This window comes from Aliivibrio sifiae (genome assembly GCF_002954715.1).
Lineage (GTDB): Bacteria > Pseudomonadota > Gammaproteobacteria > Enterobacterales > Vibrionaceae > Aliivibrio > Aliivibrio sifiae.
In genome coordinates this window covers 1094856-1120400 of sequence record NZ_MSCP01000002.1, presented here as the reverse complement: position 1 = coordinate 1120400, position 25545 = coordinate 1094856, and the positions used below count along the sequence as shown (strand labels likewise).

Genomic DNA, 25545 nt, shown 5'->3' with positions numbered 1-25545 from the left:
ATTGAATATATATTTACTCTTTTGCAGTATAAAAAGGAACGCAACTATGGAACAGACAGACATTACCTCCCTCATTCCCATTGTTATAACGCTGATTATCTCGTTAGCGACACGTAATGTGGTCGTTGGTCTTTTTGCGGGAGTATTGAGTGGAGTAGCAATGCTAAACGGTTTGTTTACCACGCTTGATCCGTTTGAAACATTTGGTGTCATGGTTAAAAGTTATATCTCACCTCAACTAACAGATAGCTATAATGCAGGGGTGATAGTATTACTGGTTTTCATTGGTGGATTTGTTGCTCTAATGGAGAAGTCGGGTGGTGGCCTTGCGTTTGCAGAAAAAGTAACGCTTTGGGTAAAAAGTAAATTCCAAGCTCAAACCTCGGCATGGCTAGGGGGGATCATCATTTTCTTCTCTGATTTAGGTACGCCATTAATTGTTGGTCCAGTTTTTCGTCCTCTTTTCGATAAATTAAAAATCTCTCGTCAAAAACTGGCCTTCATTATTGATTCAACCTCATCACCTGTGGCTATTTTAATTCCATTCATTGGTTGGGGTGTGTATATCATGGGGTTAATTCAGAAAGAATTTACTGCATTAAATGTCACTGATATTACAGATTGGGATGCATTTTTAGGCGCAATTCCATATCAATTCTACGCAATTTTAGCGATAGCGATTGTTCCACTTGTCGCATTAAAGAAATTGGATTTTGGCCCAATGGCAAAAGCTGAAGCGATAGCAAGTAAGGGCGAACTTCATGCGTCGTCTGATATTTCAAAAGAAATATTCACGCATAAAAATGCAAAAGCCTCGTTTGTATGGGCACCGCTATTGGTGATGGGTGCTGTTTTAGTATTTATGCTTGCGCCTCTAGGTTTCCCATTCGAAAAAGTCTCTGGTTCAGTGTTTCGTTCTGCTTTATCTACAGCTTACTTCTTTGCCGCATTTACATTAATTATCTTGATGGCAATGAACAAAGTAAGAAGTCTATCAGATGGGATTTCTGTTTACATGAAAGGGATGGGTAACATGATGCAAGTTGCAATTATTCTTATCCTTGCATGGACTCTGAGCTCTGTGGCTAAAGAGTTAGGTGCGGCAGCTTATATTGCAGAGCAAGCTCAAAATGGTTTTCCATATTGGTTAGTACCAGCGGTATCTTTTTTACTGGCAGCGATCATTTCATTTGCTACTGGATCGTCATGGGGAACATTTGCAATTATGATGCATTTGGTTATCCCGACAGCTATCGCAATTGATGCGCCACTGTTCGTTTGTATAGGTGCTGTTCTTTCAGGAGGTTTGTTTGGAGATCACTGTTCACCAATCTCTGAAACAACAATTTTGTCTTCAACAGGAGCAGGATGTGATCAGTTCGAACACTTTAAAACTCAGCTTCCTTATGCATTATTAAATGGCGGAATTGCACTTGTCAGTTTCCTCATTGCGGGCATTTTTGATAACCCACTTATTTTCATATTAGCGTTAATCGCGCAGGTTACATTGGTAGTAACACTCGCTAAATTAACTCCAGAGAATACGTTTAATAAAAGCAAGTTGGTGGCTGGTAATCAGTTAGGCTAGAGGTTTACCTAAAGGTTATAGCAAATTAAACGGTCCTTAATTGGGCCGTTTTTTGTTTCACATTCATTCATGAAGAACGGAGTATAAAGCTAAGAATGTAATTAAGAGGTTGGATATTTACAAAAACAAGAGACGTCGACCTAGGAAGATAAGTGTGAAGGGCAATAGGGTTTGACTGAGTTCTCTGTTCATATTTATATAGCAGGCAATTTATTTTTAGATACTTTCAATACACTGAATGTGGAGATGCAGATGCTCTGCCAATTTAAACTTATCCCAGGTCGCTTACTTAACCAAAAAGACTTACCGTATATTCTCACTCCCAATGAATTACTGAATCATCTTAATCGTTTTACCGATTTACCTTCATTAAAAGCATCGTTACCTATTAAATTACAGCGTCATTCTGCAATTAGTGATTCACAAGGGGTATTTCAAACTGTCAGTCGTATTCGTCAATTGGTTGAACAGGGGGAGTGGGCTGCATTATCGTTAATGAATCAACATCGAAGTGTCGATAGTCTGCATTTAGTTCAAGGAAGCGGTCTAAAAAAACGTATTGATAAAGTGGTTAACCCCTCTGTTACTCGTTCTCGTTTAAAAGTAAAACCGACCTTACTTCGTTCAAGTTCAAACGCCTCATCCATCACTCCTATTTCTGAAAAAAAGAGTGATAATAAAATCGTCATCGAGTTTGCAGGGCAATGGCCTAATAACGCAGCATCCATCTCGATGTCAAAATTAAAAAACATCAATGAAAAGACAGTAAAGCCAAAAAAAGACAGCAGAAACGGACACCGGAGTCTCGTCGAATTTACATCTTTAGATGATAGAAATCGAGCACTGTATTTGACGTTACCAAGTATGAACTCAGCCAAAGAGATAAACCTGTTACTGAGCGAATCATTACCTCCTATAACCAAAGAAACAGAAATGGCAGAGTGGGATAATGTGTTAGTGCCTGTGGTGCCTTTTAAAGCCAAAAATAGAGATTTTCTTCTTCAAGAAGCTTCTCTTTACCCATCCGGTTATATTTATGTTGTGTGGAATAATAACGTTTGGCGAGAATTAAAAATTACTAAAGATTACCAGTTTATGGATATCGATTTAACGAGTGAAAACAAAACCAATTCTGGTGAAAAAGTCGCTAATCGACATGTAGATATTGCCTTAACACATCCAGAGTATGGCTGTTATTTTTCAGATGAACCTTTTGATGTAAAACAAAATGGAAAAACGGTTTTTAGTGGTGTGCTTGATGTTTATGGGCAGGCAAGAGTTTTTGATTTAACGGAAGATAAAGTCATCATTGAGTTGCCTAAAACACCAACTCATTATTCAATCGAGCTAGAAACAACAGATAGTTTATTTGGCTCAAAACAGAGTGATATACGCCCCGTTTCTGGGCACGCATTACCACATATTTGGGTGCCTTATAAAATAGCAGGCCAACCTCAAACCCTTTATGCATACCATAGTTTGCCTCAGCTGACTGATGACCAATTATCTGAGTTAGCCAGCAATCCAGAGACCATGGCACAGCGTATAGAAGGGCTTGATAGCTATACTGAATTACAACAATTTAATGATGATGGAGCGTCTGTTATTGCACTTCAATCGTCACTTTCAAGTCAAGCCTTGCCAGTTTCTATTGAAAATCAAAGTGAGCAAGGCATTGCCGCTTTACTTATGTCATCACCACAAGATGAGATTGTTTTTGCTTATTGCCAACATCATACAGTCGATGAGCCAGATGACTACTTTGAGTTATTTAATACAGAGCACAAATGGTCGCAAAAGGTGTACTTAGGGCAAGTATTAGCACTGGATGATGGCTATCAATCTATTCGATTTACGGGGTGGCCAAGTGAGGTCAAAACCGTCACGTTAAAACGAGTAAACAAGGGGAATGAGTATCACCCTGAGCAACCGCCAATCATCATTTACCAAGACATTGAAATCAGTGAATTAGTGTAGGGACACCATGAATTCAAAATACCTATGGACAGCATTAGCTGCGCTTATATTCCTAAACGGATGCAACCAAGAAGAATCCTCAACGTTAAGTACAGCCGTCGAACCACCAAAAACTGACGTTGAATTGCTTAATGAGCAAAAATGGGATGATAACCGTGTTTATGTCACTAAAGATAACTATATCTTAATGAAAGAAGCCAATGGCACTATACCGGGAATAATGAAGCCCTGCTTTGTGGTGAACAGCGCTAAAGAGTGGCCAAGAGAAGATTTATCAAATGCGGACTCTTACGACTTGCCGAGAGTGGATTTTAGGTGGAATAACGGGGATTTTGTGAGTGCTTCCGCGAGTGAAAAGGCCATTTACGAATCTTACGATAAAGTATGGAGTATAAAAACAGATGGTACCGATTTGCGATTAGTGACGGATGATTTTAGTGGTGATGTACGTATTATGCGCCGTTCCCCCAACAACCGTTATTTAGCTTATTCATATGCATCAAGAACAAGCGGTGGTACTGATAAAGTTGTGTTCGATGTGCAAACTCAGAAATCCACATTACTTGGTACAGATTTAGGTCATTCTCAATTTCTCTGGGCGGAAGACAGTAGCTATCTGTATTTTGAAGACAGAGCCAAATATTGGAAATACGAAATCGCCACAGGAAAAACCACCCAAATGGACGATGACTTTCATTTTTCAGAGGTGGGGGTGATATACGGTGGGAAGAGGTACGTGGTCTCTGATTTTGGTGTCGTAATTTATGATGAATTAACTGATGAGAGACTACTGTCGTTTGGATACCCATCTAAAGGAGATGAAATATATTCTCAGTTTGTAAAAGATTATAACGTTAGAAAAGATTTCCATATGAAAAACCGTTCAATCAGTCCTGATGGTAAATATGCGTGGGGAGAGTCAAGCAAATATCGCTTTTTTATGAATACAGAAACACAAGACGTTAAATTAGAAAAAAAAGACCCTAAGAAAAAAAGCCAATACCGATTTTTTGATGTATTAGGACTTAACGCTGATTATGTTCGCTCAGCTTCTGCTGGCAGTGCAAGACAGTATCTATTAACAAGAGATAAAAAGTTATTTTCTCAAACTCAGCATTGGGGGCAAATCTGCTCAGGGCATTCCGCAACATTGTCATGGTTATACAACGGTTTTGCTAATAATGGTGCATTTGTTAAGGAGGGTAAATGATGAGTAATAAAGCCGTATTAGCTGAAGGGGTTTATTTATTTTCTACGCACTTTTATGGGGAATATAATGAAACAATAAGAAAAACTTCATTTGAAAATTGGCATTTAAATCCAAAAATTGTAACCCTCGGAAATGATAGGAAAAATAATGGGGTAGATAACATTCGCCCTGTCCCCTTTACTCCCTTAATTGCCAATATAAAAGAATTAAGCGAACGAGTAGAAGATCAAGAAACCAATGGCGTTTGGGGAACAGATAAACATGGGCTGATCCATGCACTTGATACTGGCGTACAAGCGATTGCTGAAAGTGGGGATTTTGAATACCTTCAGCATAAAAGTGTGGTCAACCATTTAGATGCTGGTGAGTATTCATTGTGTTTTCCTCCGTTAGCTATTTTAAGCCGTTTGACCATTAGCAAAACCACGCCAATAGAGATAGCAAAAGAGTTATACCGTTATTCCTCTATGGTAGACAAAGGTAAAGACAGTGAAGTGACATTTGCGTTAACTGAGATAGGGATAGATCAACTAGCCAAACCATTCTCCCCCTCATTAAATGGGGCATTATCTCAGGAGCAAAAAGAGTATAACCAATGGTATGAAGAGGTATCTAAAAAAGGAGATGCATTAAAAGGCTTTTTGTTACCATCACAAGCAACATGTAGTGTTGTTTTTTCACACAAAAGTTATATTAATGCGGCTGTTTCAATTCGTTATTTTGATAGTAATGAAAAGAATGGAGATCTTGCTTGGAAAGTTATTGGTGAAGGATTGGTAAAAAGGCACCCAGATGCGAGTGAACATTTTCCGGCGGCGGTTATCAATGTTAACCCTGAATCCTTCCAAGAAGGGTATTACAGTATTCGAGTAAATTTCCATCCAGATAATTTTGATGGTGGTATTCCTGAATATATTACTAATGCAAATATTACAAAGATCGTCGATCTTGATGGTATTACAAGCTACCAATACGAACTCCGAGAATACATACGTTTTGATAATCACACACCATTAGGAAAAATGGCCATTGTGTGTGGGGATATGATCTCCCTTGAAGAATCTTTAATCTGCCAATTTCCACAATATCTTTCGCATCTTACTGCGCATTTAAAAGGAAAAGCAACCAATACAAAAGCCCTTGAAAGCCCTGCTTTAACTAGCCTTGCGGTATTAACTGGAGCTAACAAAGTAAGCATGATGCTTGGTATGGACTTATTGGCGGATGGCTTAACGCCACAGCTAGATAATGGCCCAACTGCAATGGTAAATAATATTGCCAAGCTGTATTGGGAAGAGATAAAAAATAAGAATTTACCAACAGCAATGCAAGCCACGGGAGAAATTTTATTTGGTTTGCAATCAATGGGAGAAGGGCTTGGCAAATTAAAGGAGCTAACCGCATTACAAGCCGGTAGTGCGACTTATCGTGCTGAATTTGGTGCATCTGCATTATTTAAATCCACCATTTTTGATAAAGAGAAGTATGGTCAATTTACCGAATACCTCGCTAAAGCCAACCAAGAATTTAAAGATGGAAAATACAAAGCCGCAGTTGGGCGATTATCAAAAACATGGTTGCAAGGTGCCGATTTGGCAGGGCGAGGGTTAGTTGCTGTTGACACATTAAATAATATTGCCGCGCTTTTTAATCACGGAAAAGAAATTGCTGAGCAAAAGAAAAAAGCAGAAAAAGCGCGTGGCAATATGGCTGAGGTTGCGAGTGAATATTTGAAACATATTCCAGTCTGGACGGAAACGCAATTAGAGATAAATAAAGAAAATAAACAGGCTTTTGAGCAATTAACGATTAAAAATAAGACCTTGTTTAATGACGACTACGGCTCTGGGATTGAAGTGGTTTTTGAGTTTGATAAGAAAACCGCAGATACATCAATGGTTCGTCAAGGCATTGCAGAAATCGTCTCTTTCTTAGAGAAACAACCTGATGTTCATATCGTTATTGAAGGTCACACCTGTCAGGTCGGCACCAATCAATATAATATGAACTTATCGCAGCAACGGGCACAAAATGTTGCTGATCTATTCCCTAAAAAACTTCAAGAAAAAATAACGGTGATTGCTTTTGGTGAAACTCAGCCATTAGTAGAGGCCACAGGACGAGAAGTTTCATCAGATAATTTTAAATTAAAAGTAAACCGTAGAGTAAAGATAAAAGCTTACTTAAAAGTTCTTGATATTGTGTATGCACCAAGTAGAAGTGGAATGGGGGTGTTAGAACGCTCTCGTTTAATTACGCTAAATGCAATGCAAAAAGAGGATGATGCAATATTAGCTGCGCAGCTTGCGTTGTTAGAATCACTCATAGGTGTTGCTTGTTTTATTCCTGTTATAGGGCCAGCAGCAAGAGGCATGTTATTAATAAAGGAAGGCTCTAATATTGTTCAATCTGGTTTGGCTTTCTTAGATGAAATGCTTTTTGATTACGCTTATGAAACCATTATCAAAGCAGAAGATGCGAAAGACGATCTTGCTGATTTAGCCAAAATACAAATGGAATTATTAAATCAGTTAAGGCAATGGGACAGTAAGTTAGAAACCAAGCTCACGAGTTATGAGAGCTTAACATCGTATTTAACTAAAGATGAAACTAAAAATGAAATACTAAAGCGTTATCAATTACGAGCACTGGCTTTTAACGGATTAATGATGGTTTTGCTGTATGCTCATAGTGAAAACCAGAAGATGCAATCAGGTAAAAATTTAAATTTAGCGTTAGATAAATACGATATTAAAGGCTATATCGAAAAGTATCTGCAAAATGATTCATGGTCAGTCAATACTATTAAAAGTAATGATTTAGGGATCGATTGGATCAATCAGTGCAAACAGAAGCAGAAGCAAGATATCCCCCTATATTATCAAACCTTACCTACACCGATTCCTGCTTCCAATTATCTGCAATATCAAGCGCCACAAGATAAAGGAAAAGTGAGCGGAAAGTTTAGTCGTGCATTTCCTGTTCAGGGATTATTGTATGAACTACCAAGTGAAAACAAAACGGCAATGAATTTATTTGAAGAATTTGCACAAAACTTTTCTCCATTACCGCCAGCCATTGATTTAGATGAGATAGCTCTTCAACGAGTATTAGTCTCAGATCAAGATGGTAAAGATTGGGTTGAGTATTCAAAATGGAAGAAAGAAAATCAAAGAGTTAAGATTAATCGCTTATCGCCATTCCACCGTTTAAAAATACAAATTGTTTTAAGTGGCGAAGATAAACCTGTATTCCCTTATGAAATAGGCTATCAACGAGTTGATGGTGCAAATATTGAAGGGCCAAAATTCAGCGTATTATTTAAACCAATGGCATTGTCTGATTTTACCTATCAAGATGAGAGATTAAAGGCAATATTTGCTCAAGATAAAGCATTAACTGCGATAGAGTTTGAACCTTTCTATTATTTTGGTAACCAACGAATTTATGGTTTAAAACCGATAGTAAGTAAGCTGCGAGTTGAATCCTTGTATGCTATACATTGGCTAGGGTTGCAAAAAATACTGAATGTGAAAGAGAGCGCTTTTGAAGAATATGTATCTAGTGGTGGTTTTAGACATATGCGTTACGAACTGCAATTGCAAAAACCGAACAGTAAGCATCATCAAGCCATATTGTTTGATGAGAATAATAATGATGAAATTCACATTGGTGTGCACAGCGAAAATAGTCACAAAGTAATACTGGAAGACAGCAATAGTGGTTCGATACAAACACTTAACTTTATTTCTGAAGGGCGTTTATTAGAGGTTGAAGAGTTTACTTATTCACAAACCGTTGGTGAAAGCGTTTCTATAAATGTCATCGATAAAATACTTTATCAAGCGATAGGTGTTGATTATAAAAACAAATGCTACTTAGCTAAACCCAAGAATGAAAAGCAAACAATAAGTGATTTTTCATGGGATAAAGCGGATGAATTAGAGACATTGCATATATTGGTTTGTGGTGAGAGCCATAAAGACGAATATGAAACCTTAAAGGTGGATTGGAAAAGCGTAGACGCCATGGTGCAATTACAAACAGCAGGTTATGTTTCAGAGGAAGAAAAAACATCGAACTATTATCACCAGGCTACCAACCATACTGACAATTCATCCTCTTATACTGAAAGTTATTTGAAGAAAAACATAAATATCAAAAAAGTGGGTGGGCCAATATATCAATCAAAACTCAATTATGTAGGGGAGATTTGTCATACTGGTGTTTGGAATCTTTCAATAGACAAAGAAAGTAAAGAGGCTTTAACGGATAAAATCAGTACCTTTTTAAATCAGTCTATCCATGAATTAAATAGTAGCTCTTCTTCATTGGACAAGAAGAAAGGATACGCTATTCACGTAATTAGTTTTAATCTTAAATATATGACACCAACAGGGATTAACGCATCGGGATTACGCCCATTTGGTAACATTATACAAAGTCAGGAGCCGTTATTTAATTTAAACGTGGCTAAGTTTAAGCAGCTAAATACAGAATCTGACGTGTTTTTAGATGGTAAACCGTTAAAGTTAGCCATGCCGACATTAAATCATACTCAGTTAATTGATCAAACCATGCCATGGATGGAGTCCGGAGCGAAAGGGAAGCAAGGAGTAAGTGGAGATATTGCCAGTGAGTGGGATGCGCTAGATGAAAAGCAACGTATATTACGAATAAAAAAATGGATCGAGAAACAACCGTCTTCCATCGAATTAAAAGCTAAGCAATTTTTGTAATGATAGCTCAGTAAGCCTCTTTCGCTGTTCTTCTGCAAAGTAAAGGCAAAGGATGCTTACTATTTATACCTGCCGTATGGCGTGTAGAGATTAAAATTTGTAACTTATGCTTAAATATCATGCAATCAATTAGTTAAGTGTAAAAAAATGCTTTACCTCTGCGCTCAGTGTGGCATTATCTATCTCGTTCCAACGATGTGCGTACATCGTATAATGGCTATTACCTCAGCCTTCCAAGCTGATGATGCGGGTTCGATTCCCGCTGTACGCTCCAATCTCTTTTTATCCTCCTCAAGAGATTGTTTCTGATTTAAAATTCCAATTAATTAAAAAAGAAACGCTTAATGGCGTGCTTTGTCGTATCTGGCGTTTACTCATTTCAACTTATCATTTGGGATTTACTGTGAACAATTAGATAAAAAGAAGAAATTTGAGTCGATAATACATTTTAACAACAAGACAGAACTTTAGGAGAATATCCCATTATGCATACTTTGGTTAAAGTGGCTGTGGATTCCGTGACTCTGCCTAGGAATTCAATCTATAGGTAAAGTAGAAGTTTGGTAGGGTTAATATTAATTTTGTTATTAATATAACCTGAGAGTGTGACATGAAAGTAAATAACGCAACGTTTGTTCGAGCGTATTATCCGTGGAATGAAGAGCTCGCCAAAGAATCTAAAGCAGATATCCCACATAACGAGACAACCAAAGAGAAGCAAATAGATACAGCAGAGTTTGAATATTCGATTGAAATTGCGTGTTCGCTTGATGATCTCAATTCTTATCAAGTCGGTGCATTTTCTTTAGGAAAAACTAAAGAAGAAGAAAATATATCACTATGGACAAAGTCCCAAACTGATAAAGGATTCAGTTTATTGACTGCGAGTATCAATGTAAATGAACCTAAAACTTTGGCTCGTGAGCTTTTTATCTCAAGTGGACATCGCCTTATTTTTGATGGTGTATCTCCGGTTAAAAAAGGTTCAGGTATTCACGCTGAGTTTTTTGTACCGATTAAGCCATCCATTCAAGTCTATGACCGCTTAGCGTGGCCTAAAGTTGGATTTTTTTATCACTTCATTGATGATGAAATAGCGAATGAATACCAATTATCGGGTGGGGATAAATCGTCTTTTAAAGTGACTTATTCAAAAGGAAAAACGTTGTCTTCTGATTTGCTGTCAGAGCATGAATATGCCTTTATTTTATTACCTTGGAAGATAGACAATATTGTTATTTCTCGTCAACACTTGCTATATACCAAAGAGAAAATGACACAAGATAAATTGAGTGAGATTAATGCTCAATGGCTCGATAGGAACGCCCGTCAGATTAATCCAGATGAAGTAGTTAATGCTCGTACAGATAAAATCATTGTAAGAGAAAAAGAAAAGAACGGGCGAATAACTTATGTAGTTCAATCTGGTGAAGCGCTTGATTTTATAGCTAAAAAACAGGGTGTTACGTATAACTCTATTCTTGCTTTGAACCCTCAAGTAAAGAATTCTGATGTCATTTCTGTAGGGGAGATAATTACGATAAAAGAGACCCCTTCAGAGCAAAAAAACGGCCAGTGCCATATTTGCAAAATCAATCCGGAGAGTGGTGTGCTTGAAACGTGGAGCGAAATTGCAGAGCAGTATGGAATGGCCGCGAAAGAATTATTTGATTTGAATGCTGACAATCCAATATATAAAGACGGTGCATTGGCGCTAGATAATGAATTGCGAGTAAATCAAATAGAGAAAAGTGAAGAAAAAGAGTATGTGTATCGAAATGCTCTAAGCCCAGAGAGGGTGAGTGGTGATAAATGGGTATTTCCTTTTGTGAATATATGGAGTGTGATAGAAAAACCGTTTTCTGATGTTGCACATAGGTTCGTTCAAGATGATACGGCTTTAAATAAAAATACATTAGTCATTAAGGTAAACTCAGTACTGCTTCATTCTACTGTATTGTCTAGTTCTGATGGGCTTGAAGCGATGGCTCAAAAAAAGAAGGAAGCAATTAAGAAAGGAGATAACAACGAAAAGAGCAATAATGACATTAAAGCGATTCAAAAGGCACTACTCGCACTTAATTATGATTTAGGTCAGTACAGTGCTGACGGTGATTTTGGTGAAAAAACCGAGCAAGCTGTGATGGATTTTCAACGTAAGTTTGTACCAACACACGAAGTACATACTGAGTATGAAATGAAAAAAACTGATGGTGTAATGGACAGCCAAACCTTACTTGCTTTAGATGAGGCCGTGACATTATCAGATGAAAACGTTAGATCTCCTCAAACAATTGAAGATTATCGTAGCAGAGTTAGAGACATTGATTTTAACGAAGACTTTAATGAAAAATTAATGGAGTTCTCTGGAATATTTGATGAATTTTATTCGTATACGAAAGAAAATGAGATATTAAAGTTTGTAAACAAAGAAGAGCTTGTGGACGCTTTCTTTGAGGATGACGGGTTAGGTGAGTTCCCAAGTCATAATACAAGGAGCTCTGCAAAAGAATATATTGAATCAACGAATTCTTTAGGTTTCACTTCACAGAATATTTCAGGTCAACCTATTTTTGCTTTAGATATTGCTGGTGGGGAACATCTTGCACGCCATGAAGTGATGCACCTTCTCTCCGCTGAAGGAGGTATGACAAAAATAGTTAATACTTCAGGCAACCTAAATGAGGCATTAACTGAAGTGACAACAAGAATAATTGAGGATGTTTTGGTACAGAATGACAAGGACACCATTGAGGCTAGAAAAAATGCTTATCCTGCCTTAGCTGAGCTTCTTTTAGGTATAACTAATAGTAGTGAGGGTATTATGGCTGGTTTATTTGAGGGATATATTAAAGATGGTGGTCTAAATAAATTGATTGATCCGATGGTCGAACGTTGGAAAGAGCGTTCTGAAAGTGGACAAATAATCAAGAAGTTTAACTTGCTGCCAAAATACAACCAAGATTCGAATATGAGTAAATTACTTGTTAATTTAACGGGTTCTTTAGGTGGTGTATTATCTTTAGATGACCCTTCTTTAGATTTTGGTACGAAAAAAAGTATTGATAAAATGAAGGATTATATTGGTTTTTAGTTTATATGTTAATTAATAGTGTATATTGTTTTAAATGCAACACAATGAGATGCAACCTTGTTAAATATTGAACGAGATACTATTTATAAGTGCAGATTACTATAAAACTAAAAAAGGACTATTACTCATAGGTTTTAGTCCTTTAAGCGCACTTAAATTTCACATCTGGATTTTTAGAACCTTAGTTAAAGTTTGTGATGATTTTTTGTGCTAAATATCACACTTAGAGTGTTCATTATTTTAAATTAGTTTTTAATTGCAGCAAGTGATTGAATGAATTTATAAATATCAGTAAAATCCACGAACCAAATCGTTATACCTAAGCCTTATCAGCTTAAATATCACTACAACCAATATTGAAATTTTGTTAATGGTTGTGGAGACCTACATGCATTTTACTTGCAAACTTATTCCTAGCCTCTCTTTATCACACCAAGAGCTAGAGTATATTCTCACTCCTGACGAGGTCGTTAGGCTGCTTTCTCGTGAGAAAAATTCACAGAATATTGTAAAGTCCCTACCATCCCCGCTAAGGGAATTTTTAGCGCTTTCCTCTACCAAAAATGTGCATTCATTACTTACGGCCTTAAATCAAAAGCTAGTAAGGGGAGAATGGATAGCGGTATCGACAGCAAAGCGAACTAAACCGCTATCAGATACTCAACTCGTTCAATACCCGCAGTTAAACAAGCACATGGCGCGAGTGAGTGAGACTCAATCTACAAAGTATGTAAAAGCAAATTTCCAAGCAGTCACTGATGATGTCGTGCTATCTCGCAGCCTTCAATATACGCCAGTCGAACCGACGCCTGAGAATAAAATAGTTGTAGAGTTTGCAGGGCAGTGGCCAAATAATGCGGCTTCTTTGTTGCTTGCAAAGTCTGATGAACAAAAAGAAAAAATCACCAAACCAAGAGCCGATATTCATGCCTCTCATCGCAGTATCGCCATTTTTAAAGATTTAGAGCCAGAGCCAAGAAACCTTTACCTCACCATTCCAATGAATGGCACGCCACAACCTTTAAAATTACTGCTTGCCGAAAACGTTGAACCTGTTGAGAAAAAAACAGAGATGGATGAATGGGATAATGTGTTGGTGCCAGTGGTGCCAATGAAGAAGCAAGGAGAAGAATACGCTTTACACCGAAGCGGTTTCTTTTATGTTATTTGGAATGGCAAAGTATGGCGAGAAATTACGATTGATTCTACTGGTTACTTTTGCGATCTTGATATTCAGCATGAACGAAAAGAGCCATTGGCCACGCGACATGCAAATATCAATGCGTCTGATTTTTTTCCTGAAGATAATGTGTCTTTTGAGAAGTTTGAATTATATCAGCAAGGGCAAAAGGTATTTTCTGGAGAACTGGATATTTGCGAACAAGGCAGGGTATTTAATTTGGTTGCAGAAGAGGTCGAGCTAAAATTTGTTGATTTTGAGCATGATGAGATTTTACTTGAAACGCATGAAAGTCCAATAAAAAATCAAGCGTCTAATGAGCGTGAAGCAATGAGTTATCCAATGCCTCATGTCTGGTTACCTTATAAAATTTTAGGCGAGGTACAGACTGATTGTTACGTGAGTTATAGCCAAGCGGCATTATCTGATACAGAGATAAGCTCACTAGAATCTAATTATGCCAATATCGCGGTATCCATTGATGAAATGTCGGTTTATAGCCAGCAACAAGCGTTTGATGGTGAGTATGTTTATGCACTTCCTATGGCAAAAAATACCTCATTTGGATCTCATATTATCAACGAGCAGAATGATAGCAATATTGCTGCAATCACTGTGATGCCACCAAAAAATCAAATCACACTACGTTACCGAATTTGCAGCACAACAGACCAACCTGATGATTTCTTTATGTTAAGAAATGAAAAGGAAGAATGGTCACAAAAAGTTTATTTCAGACAAGCAAAATCCGATGATGAAGGATTCTTAAACCTTCCTTTTTCTGGTTGGCCAAAAGAAGTTGAAGACGTTGATATTATTCGTGGTGCCAGTGCTGATTTAGGGACGAAAGAATATGAATTATCCGTTTTGAAAACAAAAATTAAAATTTCAGAATTAATAGGCTAGAACAATGAAAAAAATACTATTACTTGCACTATTTAGCATCACTTTACTGGGGTGCAATGACCCTGAAAGTGTGGCAGCAGAAGCGGCTCAATTAAGAGCAGAGCAACACCCAGATCGCACCTATGTGGGTGAGCATAACTATTACATCATGGAAAGCAGTGAACATGCGGCGTTTGGGCGAAAAAAAGAATTAAAAGTAATGTATCAAGACTTTCCACGTTACTTTGTTGAAAAAGCCAAAGAGTGGCCAAAAGAAGATCTTAATGATGCCAGCTCATACGATTTACCGCGTTTTCAATTTGCGTGGGCGAACTCAAGCTCAAAAGATGAATATGAGAGCGGACTTAAAATTTGGAGCATGAAAACCGACGGAACAGATTTACGCTTGGTGACGGATGCAACCATAGATTTAACTGCGGTGCGAAATTTAACTCGTTCGCCAAATAATCGTTACGTCGCTTGGGCTGGCTCTGGTGGTCATAAAAGTGTGTATGATTTAAAAACAGGTAAAGTGACAGTTGTACAGAAGACTACCTCTCCACTTGATATGCTTTGGTCTGAGGACAGCCGCTATTTGTATCATGAGAGATATCGTAATCGTTATTCTCGTTGGGATTCTGAGACTGGTGAAATTAGTGAGATTGATTTCGATGTAAGAACCACAGCAGTTAACTTTGGAGGAAAGCGAACGACTGTTTTAGATTTTGGCGTTTTGATTGAAGATGCGAATACTAATGAAGAGATCAATTGGATTGGTGTCGATCGTTCACTGTCAATGAATGAGCGTTCATTGGATATAAGTTCTATTGATCCAGAAGGTCGTTACGCTTGGGGATCCAACCCTTCTTTTGGTTTCTTTTTTGATATAGAAAAAGGAACCGTAAAACAAATGGTTGATGGTTTTGTTCCTGCTCAAATTTTAGGCAAAGATGCTCATTATAGTGCCCTTAGTAAAATGACTTATGTCACTATTGTTGATCGTATCGAGGATAAAGTGTGGTCATGGAGTGCTTTCTCACATGGTGCCATGTCAGGAGAAGGGATCCTTTATAATGGATTAGCAAATAATGGTTTATGGTTCAAGGAGGGCAAGTAATGTCTGCTTTAAAGACTTATGATCATGGTGTTTACCTCTTAGGTGCATATTTTGACCTTCATGATAATGGACGAACAAAAGAGTTTAGAACTTGGCACCAATCATCTGATTTAACCGAGGCTAATGATTTACGCAATGTTCGCCCAATCCCTTTTACGCCTGTTTTGGTTCATGATACTGAAAAGCCAGTATTATGGGGAACGAATAAAGACGGTTTATTATGTCAGCTGGGTTATTTTGATGAGAATGCAGCCCCTGAAACCATAGCAAAAAAACAAACCTTTTTACGTCATAAGCAGGCATTAACGGTTAGTGAATTAAATTTAGATAAACCATATTCATTAATGTTTCCGCCATTAAATGTGATTGGACAACTGGCTGAAACACACACCAGCGTTAAAGCGTTAAACGATTCACTAAAAGATATTTATTCCAATAAATTAAAAACGGAAGAAAAATATTCTAAATTAATTGAATTTACTATCAGTAAAATCAAAGTTAGCCAGTTAGCTGAACCCTATAAAAAACCGCTGACAGATGAGCAGAATGACTACAAGGCTTGGTATAACAAAATTATAGCGAGTGAAGTAACAGAAATTCAAGGCATTATTACTCCTGTTTTTCACTCGCTTGGGGTGGTGTTCAGCAGTGATTTGTATGTGGGGGCAGAGGTTTCTCTTATTCAAGTGAAACCTAAACAAGACAATTCAGGTGAAGCTGAGGATGTTTTGGCTACGAGTTTTATCACTAAGCCTAACCCTAACCAAGAAAAAACAGATGAAGCTAAAGCTACACTACCGAGCGTAGTGTTTAATTTTGATCCTACATTAATTGATGATGGTTATTTTTTACTGCGAACAAGCTTTTGGGTAAAAGACTATTTAGATAAGCAAAAAGAAATATTAGAAGAAGGAATAGACGCTATTTTTCCTGATTCAGTAAAGCAAGGGCAATTAAAATTTAAAGCGAATGATAAGCATCCAGAGAGTGGAAGGATACAAGACGTCTATACTTATGATCTGCATGAAAAAGTCACTTTTAAACCGATAAGCGGTTTTGGTAAGTTGGCGATGGTATGCGGTGATTTAATCTCTCTTGAAGAGTGCTTAATTTATCAATACCCAACGGCACTACCTAGCTATTCTGATTTTATGACACAGCAAGGAAATACAGTGGCGTTAAAAGGCACTGGTGTAGCCACGCTTGGTGTAGCATCCGCAGTACAAAAAACCGCGCAATCTTACGCCCAAGGTTTTGCGACAAAAGGCATTGGTGTATTTGGTGATTTATCTAGCCAACAAATTGCAACTAGTGTGGCAAAAAACATTTGGGGTAAGTTAACCGTTGAGGGTGTTTTACCAGAGCCGCTTACTGCTGGGGCTAGTTTCTTATTTGGGTTGCAATCGGTCAAAGAGGCGCGTGATGCGTTTACCGATGCAGTTAAGCTCACCGAAAGAGTACAACGATTTAATTTAACTGCCTCGCAAACTTTAGAAAGAGCGGTGCGTAAAGGTTTTGCTAATAAAACGTTTATGCAGAATGCGCTAAAAGAGATGAAAGAAAACTTTCAAGAGCACGGGGCATCCGTTAGTACTCGAAACCTTGCGGCAAGTTGGTTTGAGGGAAGTGCCTATACAAAATTGGCTAAAGGCTTACCTATTGTAGACAGTATTGGCAGTATGTATGATTTTTATCAGCTAGTAGATAAACAAGGAAAGCTAGAGAAAAAATCGGATGAAGCACAAGAAGACTTTGATGGTGCAACCACTGATTATTTGCAAAAAATTGTGATGGTAAAAGCAGAGGCGGACTGGGCTAAGCAGCTTTCAGATGCCACTAAGATTTTGAATAATGACGGTAAGGAGCAAATAGCTCGTATTATTACGCAAGGTACTCGTGCGATTATTCATATTAACTTCAAATTTAATTCGTCGGAGTTACCAAATACAGGTACGACATTACGCAGTGATATTGATAAAGTTTGTGAGAAAATTGCTGAGCTACTCAAAATACACCCAGACTATCGAATTCAAATCGATGGGCACGCAGGGCTAATTGGCAGTGATAAGGCGAATAAAACGATTGCTGAGGATCGCGCGAAGCAAATTGAACAGGTGATTTTAGATAAAGCGAAAGAAGATAAAACATTATCTGAGCGTATTATTACTTTGTCACATGGCAACACTCAACCAATAAGTGCCTCCAACGTCAAAGTTGCTATGAGTGAAACTGGGGACGATTCAGCGTTAGCAGAAGATCGACGTGTTGAAATCAGTCTATTGCCTCCAACGTACTCATTGGCTTTACCTCCTAGCCGAACGGGTATGATTGACTTAGAGAAAGTTCGCCAAGCAAAACAGGCGATTGATGTAGGGTTAGATAATAATCAAAAAGAGCAAGTGTCAGCAGTATTCAACTCTTTAATGGGGGTAGCAATGTTAACGCCTATCGCCCCTGTCGCGGCTGGGGTTCTGTTAATTAAAGAGGGGGCTACTATTGCAGACAGTGGGTTAAGCTTTTTAGATTCAATATTAACAGAAGGGGCTTATAAGGATTTTAAAGCCAAATATAAGAACGTTAATGAGCTAAACCAGTTAGGTAAAATTCACATTGAAGTATTGCAACAGTATCGTGGATTTAAGGTAAAAATCGAACAGCAGTTAACAAAAAAAGAAGAGGTAGAAGCGTTTCTAAAGGCGAATAAAACATCAGAAGAATTACAAAAACGTTTCTTACTTCGAGCTTTAGCGTTAAATGGTTTAATTGAATTGTTTGCCAGAATATCACTAGGGAGCAGCTCAAATAGTGATTATAAAAAAGAACTCATAAGCGATCGAGTTCAAGACTACATAGAAACTTATATTCTTAATGATAATTGGGAAGCCCCTCAGTCATCTTACAATACCATGGCTCAGAATTGGCTGAACCGAGTGAGAGATGATAAAACTGGCGCATCACAAGCACGTTCTTTCTTTGTGGAATATGCCAATAAGAATAAGAAAGCAACGTTGGATGAAGCAACGAAACATTTAGTTAAACGAGCTAAAATTCAAGGTACGTTTAATACCGGGTTCCCTGTGCAAACCAGTTTGTATATGGATGACAAAGAGAATGGTTTTGTCGATTTTGCTAAGTTGTTTAACAATACCGCTCAAGATGTAAAATCAGACGATATTGGTTTTAGTCGTTTATTGGTGCTTAACGATCGAGATGATGATAAATCATGGATGCCTTATTCAGAGTGGAAAGAACCAAATAAAACGAACCGTATCACGCCATTTACTCGTGTTAAGTTGCAAGTTGTATTAACCAAAGACGCTTCAGAAGATGCGAAGAAATTCTTTAAAGCAACATTAAGTTATGGTTGTGATCGTGGTTGGCTTGATGTTGATGGCCCTCAATATCAAGTCTTGTTATCAGCAAAAGAAGTGTCTGATTTAACCGTGTGCGGGTCATCAGATAAAGAATTGATTTCATATTACACACAGCAATTAGGCGATAACTATGCTGCGAATAAAGAAGGAACACAAACGTTAACCGCTGTTGAATTTGAACCAACCTATTGGTTTGGTGAGTATGAAATCCCCGGTCTTAAACCTCTATTTTCTGGTTATTGGTATGAAAATTTTGATACATGGAAACAAGATGGTAAATACAAAGCTCTGTCGTATTTCTTTAAGCTGAATCAGCATAAAGTTTCGATAGAAAAACTGGACGTTGGTGGCGTGCTTTACGATATGAGCAATATTCACTATGGCATTGATGACAACAATACCTATGGAAGTGTTGATACATCAACTAAACCTCTGTATCTCTTTGATGGGTTAGGTAATCAAAGTGCGGTAATTAATGAAGCTGATTTACTTGTTGAGAGTTTCGTTAAAGCTAATGAAGCCAGTAAAGGAACAGGTAAAAAGCCCTATATAGAAGGAAATATCACATCGCTTGCTGCATTAAACATAGGGAATAAATTTGAATGGTTTGATAAACAAAAGCTAATTAATTCTCAACAGTTTGATTGGAGTAAAGAGCAACCTACATCGATTTATGTGGCTTTGCTTGCAGATAAAGATAACCGTGAAGATTACAAGAGTATTGGTTTCAATCTTGATAAGATCACAATGCAGCTAAAGTTAAGTATTGAAGAGCAACACTCAACATTTAAAAAGTCTAATTCAAAAGGACCAAGTTACTTTAGCTCTCTTCATCATGTAATGGATATTAGCTATAAGATCAATTATGGCTATCACTCTTCTCAGCCTGCTTACAGTGATATTAAAACGAAAGAAGCTGAATTAAATATAGATGGGAAATATAAGAGTGAGTTATTAGCCTTTTCTTCTATGGTTGTCAAAGAAGTTATGCAAGCACCTGAACTTTTTCTCAATCAGATAGGATCTAAAAAGCTGTATGTAATAAAGTTTGATTTGGATTATATCTCGCCAACAGGCAAAAAGGTCAAAGGATTAAGACCATTTGGACCGATATTGGGTGATAAGAGCGATGAGATTTACTCTTCTGAATTACGTCTTTTTGGATTATACCAAGAAGGTATTGATAAGGGAGAGAGTAAATATTTTTCAGGTTCTCCATTAGCGATCAAACTACCAAAAAGTAAGCGTTTTTATGGCAATGATTTACCTTGGACTCAAGAGGGAGATAAATCCGCTAGCTTAGATATATCAGCACAAGCTAAATGGAAAGAACTGAATGAAGATAAAGAAGAGCCGAAAAAATGGTTGAAAGATTGGATAAAAGATAAGGCTGAAACTCGATCGGCGCCATCAGATCAAGGTATAAGTTAATTTAAGAATAAAAAAACCGCTTGATGGCGGTTTTTTATTGTCTATAGACATTATTCTACAATCAAAAATTTCAACGCAGTTACCGAGCATTTTAACTAGCTAGGATGATCAGTTATTTACTACGATTGGTATTACTTATATTAAGAAGGCTTTATTGAAATAAACGTAGCTTCCTCTAATTTATCTGCTGTTAAGAATTGCTCTTCACTAAACTCTGCAGAGGTATACTGAGTCATATTGTCCATTTTTCTTGTTGTCGTACTTGGGAGCAATATGTTCATATTCCCAACTCTTGCTGGATAATTGCCATTATAGAAATTTAAATCGTAACTAAAAATAAGGCCTTTATTTTTAGTTTTAGAGATGGTTATCTTACTCTGGCAATTAGCAATATAAACCCCTTGGTCAGCACATAAGTCGAATGTTTTGGTAAAAGGCATTTTGTTAAAGTAAACAATAACTTCTTTATCGATGTAGCCATTATTATCTTTTGCTAGGTAATTAAATGAACCTATACTTTGCGTCTTATTTCCTATGAAATGAATATTTTTATATGGTGCTAGTGGATCAGCGGTATGCTCTGGGTTTGAGCATCCAGCAGTAACAAGTACTGCTGGAATAAGTAACAAATATGGTTTCATTTAGTGTGTATGCTCGGATGAAATATTGTGTTTTTTCATTTTGTGGTTAAGGGTACTTAATGGAAGAGCAAGATACTCCGCCACCCGTTTTGTTTGCCAGTTATACGTATTTAAACATTCAATCAGGATGTTTTTTTCATAATTACCGACGATATTTTTGAGAGAGTTCATGCCTTCAATATCGTCTTCAGAAGGTAACTCTATTCGTGTTGATTCTATGATTTCTTCAGTTTGAATTTGGTCGTTTTCTCCGAATTCAATTGATGCAATAGTTTCAAAATCAGATAAGAAAACAGAGCGTTCTACGATGTTTTTAAGCTCTCGAACATTACCAGGGTAGGAATACTCTAATAACTGTTTACGTACTTGTTTATTAAGAACTGGTGGCTCGATATTCATGCTCTCGCTGATCTGTTTAATGAAGTGTTCAGAAAGAGGAATAATATCGGCTTGTCGTTCTTTTAGCGGTGGAATGGTGATTGGAAAGACGTTTAAACGATAGAATAAATCGGCTCTAAACTCATTCTTTTTAATTTTATCCATTAAATTGGCATGTGTTGCTGCTAATACTCTTACATCTACTGCAATTTCCTTATTAGCACCAAGAGGTCTAAACTTACGCTCTTGCAGTACTCGTAATAATTTTGCCTGTAATAACAATGGCATGTCGCCAATTTCATCCAAGAAAAGGGTTCCACCATTAGCGGCTTCAAATAGTCCAACTTTATCTTTGTCTGCGCCGGTAAATGCGCCTTTTTTATGACCAAAAAGCTCTGACTCTAATAATTGTTCAGGAATGGCTGCGCAGTTTTGTACAATCAATGGTTGCTGCGAGCGATCTGAATTATCGTGAATATATTGAGCGATCACTTCTTTACCTACGCCTGTTTCACCACGAATAAGTATATCAACAGGAAGAGTTAGTACTTTATTTAATCGGTCTAAAGCATTAATCATTACATCACTTTCAGCAATAGGACCATTATATTGGCTTTGTTTTCGCTGTTTTAACTGATTGTTTTCTCGAACAAGGCTAGCATTATCTTTAGACAGTTCCTTGATCATATAGCCATAAGTTTCAAGCCAAACTGCTTGGCGAATACTGGTTGCTGCCATTTGACAAAATGCGGTTAAACTTGCTTCATCATCAATAGCGTTTAAATTGAATAATACCAACAGCCCGACGGTTTTTCGTTCGTTATCGATGAGAGGCCACGCTAATAGATTTTGGCTTTTTCGATTTAAAACGGTCTCAGATTGGTAAACATCATCACAATGATAACCATTATATTGATAGAGTTCGTTAATCAGAACCACTTCACCATTACGAATCGCATAATTAAAGGGATCTGTTTCATTGGTTGATTCTAGCGTTAAAGGTAACCAAGGATGATCTGCTAATATTTGCTCGTTATGATGAACAACACTTGGGATAAGTGCTTGTCCCGTTTGGTCTAATACGTAAATAATACCGTGGTCAGCAAAAGTAAGCTGACGTGCCGCTGCCAAAATAGCGTCAAGAGTTAACGCTAATTGGCTGCGATCAGCCAGAGACTGACTAATCGCAAGTAGGGCATTATTTAGGTTGTCTGGCTTAGCTAAAGACATAACCTAAGGTTCCTTGATCATCAATAGAAATGATGATTTGTGTATGCGCTTCATCTTTATCGTGAGCTAAAAGTTGAGTTGAAAGTTGAGGCAATAATTGACGGTTGATAACGGCATCAATATTACGAGCCCCAGTTTCAGCTAAGCGACAATTTGCAAGAATGAATGAAACTAGCTCATCGTTATAAGTGAGTGCCAATTTATGATGCTTTTCTAAACGCTTAGACACTTTATTAAGTTTATGTATGATAATGTCTGTCATTGCTTCATCATTGAGAGGCAAGAACGGCAATACATTCATACGTGCTAATAGAGCTGGTTTAAAGTGATTGTTCAGAGTTGGGCGAATGGCCTCGGCAACAATGTTTGCGTCAATGTCTTTTGATTGTTGAACGAGAGATTCAATTTCATGTGTTGCTAAGTTACTTGTCATGATGATAAGCGTGTTTTTAAAGTCGATAGTACGGCCTTCACCATCATTTAATGTTCCTTTATCAAATACTTGATAGAACAAATTCAGTACTTCTGGATCGGCTTTTTCAACTTCATCTAAAAGAACAACAGAGTAAGGACGCTGACGTACAGCTTCCGTTAACATGCCGCCTTCACCGTAGCCAACATAACCTGGAGGAGAACCTATTAAGCGAGATACTGTGTGTTTTTCTTGGAACTCAGACATGTTGATTGTTGTCATGAAACGTTCGCCACCGAACATTTGATCGGCAATGGCACGAGCCGTTTCTGTTTTACCTACGCCACTTGGGCCAACTAATAAGAAAACACCAGTTGGAGCATCAGGATTAACTAATCCTGCTTTTGCTGTTTGTAATCCTTCTGTCAGCGCTTGAATTGCAAAAGGTTGGCCTTTAATACTTTCTGTTAACGCTGATTGTAGGTTTAAGGTAGTTTGTGCTTCGTCTTGTAACATTTTTCCCATTGGGATCCCTGTCCAATCAGAAATTACGTGACTGATCTCATCTGGCCCCACTTCAAAATGAACAAGAGGGTGGGCACCACGCACGCTTTCTAGTTGCTCATTACAAGTATGGATTGCTTGGCGAGTTTCTTCTTCAGTAAAGTGATGGCAGTTAGGTAAATCGTCTTCTGATGCTTCTGACTTTTCATTCGTACCTGCTGATTCTTCAGAGGTTAATGATTGAAGGTGTGCACGAAGTTCAATCATTTCATAAATAAAGGCTTGTTCTTTTTTCCATTGGTGTTGTAACACAGCTTGTTCTTCTAGCGCTTCATCCATGCGTTCTTGTAACTCAGGAATTGCTGCTAAAGCATGTCTATCACCTGTTTGTTGTAATTGATCTCGTTTAAGAGCTTCAAGCTCACGAGTTAGCGCGGCAATCTCTTGTTGTAACGTTTCAATCGGAGCGGGTACCGCATTTAAACTGATATTTACACGAGCACACGCGGTATCAAGTACATCAATGGCTTTATCTGGCAATTGGCGACCTGAAATGTAACGGTCTGATAGCATTGCGGCTGCTGTGATTGCATCATCACGAACATAAACGCTGTGTGATTTTTCATAAACAGAGCGTAAACCACGAATGATTAAAGCGGCTTGTTCTGTTGACGGTTCATCTAATTTAACAAGTTGGAATCGGCGAGCGAGCGCAGGGTCTTTTTCAAAGTATTTTTTGTATTCAGACCATGTTGTTGCTGCGATAGTTTTTACTTCGCCACGGGCTAATGCTGGTTTTAGTAAGTTTGCAGCATCACTTCCACCTGCTTGATTACCGCCACCAACAAGGGTATGTGCTTCATCAATGAAAAGAATAATCGGAGTAGGTGAGTTTTTTACTTCATCAAGTACGGCGTTTAGGCGTTTTTCAAATTCACCTTTTACACTTGCACCTGCTTGCAGTAATCCCATGTCTAAACCGTAAAGCTCTACGCCTTTTAGACAATCAGGTACTTCACCTTGTACGATTTTAAGTGCTAAACCTTCAACAACCGCCGTTTTACCTACGCCAGGTTCACCAACGGCAATCGGATTATTTTTACGGCGACGAGCTAAAATATCTATGATTTGACGGATCTCTTGATCACGGCAAAATACGGGATCAATCTCACCTTTACGTGCTTTACCAGTAAAATCGGTTGTAAATTGACTTAATGCAGACCCATCTTCACGTGCATGTGTTTGCTCTGATGTTGCGACTTGAGATTCAAGCGATTGTGATGTTAGCTCGGCAAAGTTTCGTTTTAAGGTTTCAGGGTTAATATTTTCTAATAATGAGGAATAACTGTGTTGCCCGTATCGTAATGGGTTACTGATTAAAGTAAGTAATAATGCACCAGAACGGATTTTCGTTTCAGATAGATCAAGAGAAGAAACAAGCCAAGCTTCTTGTAACCATTCAATCAGCATTGCAGAGAAAACAGGTTTACCACCATGATTTTGATGATTGCTCTCTAAACTTGATTTAATACTCTGTCGTAAAAGATTTTCTGAACAATCAAAGTGAGAAAGTAACTGGTCAAAATCACTGTTTGGGCGTTCTAATAAGCTTAATAGAAAATGCTCAATTTGAACTTCTGATGCTCGCTCAGAAACAGCAAGAGCTGCTGCATCTTCTAAAGCCACTTTAGTGATAGGGTGTAGACGTTGTATTAAAGAGGAGAGATTTATATTTATCATGAGTAGTATCTATCTTTAGCCAATGTGAAAAATTGAGCCGAGTAT

11 protein-coding genes and 1 tRNA gene are annotated in these 25545 nt (G+C 37.7%); 9 read left to right on the top strand and 3 right to left on the bottom strand.

From position 1 onward, the window contains the following. Window positions 1-46: 46 nt before the first annotated feature. From BTO23_RS16170 to BTO23_RS16130, 9 genes are all read left to right on the top strand, one after another. Window positions 47-1588 carry a Na+/H+ antiporter NhaC family protein gene (locus tag BTO23_RS16170; RefSeq protein WP_105064025.1) on the top strand — a complete coding sequence of 514 codons (1542 nt, stop codon included), beginning with the start codon at window positions 47-49 and terminating at the stop codon, window positions 1586-1588. A 252-nt stretch (window positions 1589-1840) separates the two neighbouring features. After that, entirely contained in the window at window positions 1841-3565 is a 1725-nt protein-coding gene (locus BTO23_RS16165) for a hypothetical protein (RefSeq protein ID WP_105064024.1), read from the top strand. Between the two features lie 7 nt (window positions 3566-3572). Beyond that, entirely contained in the window at window positions 3573-4775 is a 1203-nt protein-coding gene (locus BTO23_RS16160; protein ID WP_063669202.1) for a TolB-like translocation protein, read from the top strand. Continuing rightward, a complete protein-coding gene (locus BTO23_RS16155; RefSeq protein WP_105064023.1) occupies window positions 4772-9514 on the top strand; it encodes an OmpA family protein in 4743 nt (1580 codons plus the stop codon). The genes BTO23_RS16160 and BTO23_RS16155 overlap by 4 nt, the downstream gene beginning before the upstream one ends. A 199-nt stretch (window positions 9515-9713) precedes the next feature. Then, window positions 9714-9788, top strand: a tRNA-Gly gene (locus tag BTO23_RS16150). Between the two features lie 336 nt (window positions 9789-10124). Continuing rightward, window positions 10125-12608: a LysM peptidoglycan-binding domain-containing protein gene (locus tag BTO23_RS16145; protein WP_105064022.1), complete on the top strand. Its 2484-nt coding sequence runs from the start codon at window positions 10125-10127 to the stop codon at window positions 12606-12608. Window positions 12609-12996: 388 nt separating this feature from the next. Beyond that, window positions 12997-14694 carry a hypothetical protein gene (locus BTO23_RS16140; RefSeq protein ID WP_245922127.1) on the top strand — a complete coding sequence of 566 codons (1698 nt, stop codon included), beginning with the start codon at window positions 12997-12999 and terminating at the stop codon, window positions 14692-14694. Between the two features lie 4 nt (window positions 14695-14698). Next, the gene (locus BTO23_RS16135; protein WP_105064020.1) at window positions 14699-15790 is read left to right on the top strand and encodes a TolB family protein; all 1092 of its coding nucleotides are present in this window, start codon (window positions 14699-14701) and stop codon (window positions 15788-15790) included. Beyond that, window positions 15790-20595 (top strand): OmpA family protein, encoded by a 4806-nt coding sequence (locus BTO23_RS16130; protein WP_105064019.1) that lies wholly within the window; start codon window positions 15790-15792, stop codon window positions 20593-20595. The genes BTO23_RS16135 and BTO23_RS16130 overlap by 1 nt, the downstream gene beginning before the upstream one ends. Window positions 20596-20735: 140 nt before the next feature. On the opposite strand, the gene BTO23_RS16125 is transcribed toward BTO23_RS16130, so the two are convergent. From BTO23_RS16125 to tssH, 3 genes are read right to left on the bottom strand one after another with little or no spacing between them, the layout of a single operon-like run. After that, window positions 20736-21236: a hypothetical protein gene (locus BTO23_RS16125; RefSeq protein ID WP_061004489.1), complete on the bottom strand. Its 501-nt coding sequence runs from the start codon at window positions 21234-21236 to the stop codon at window positions 20736-20738. After that, window positions 21237-22844, bottom strand: coding sequence for a sigma-54-dependent Fis family transcriptional regulator (locus BTO23_RS16120; protein ID WP_061004491.1), 1608 nt, complete (start codon window positions 22842-22844; stop codon window positions 21237-21239). After that, entirely contained in the window at window positions 22831-25500 is a 2670-nt protein-coding gene (gene tssH, locus BTO23_RS16115; RefSeq protein WP_105064018.1) for a type VI secretion system ATPase TssH, read from the bottom strand. Before tssH ends, BTO23_RS16120 begins: the two co-directional genes overlap by 14 nt. Between the last annotated feature and the right edge of the window lie 45 nt (window positions 25501-25545).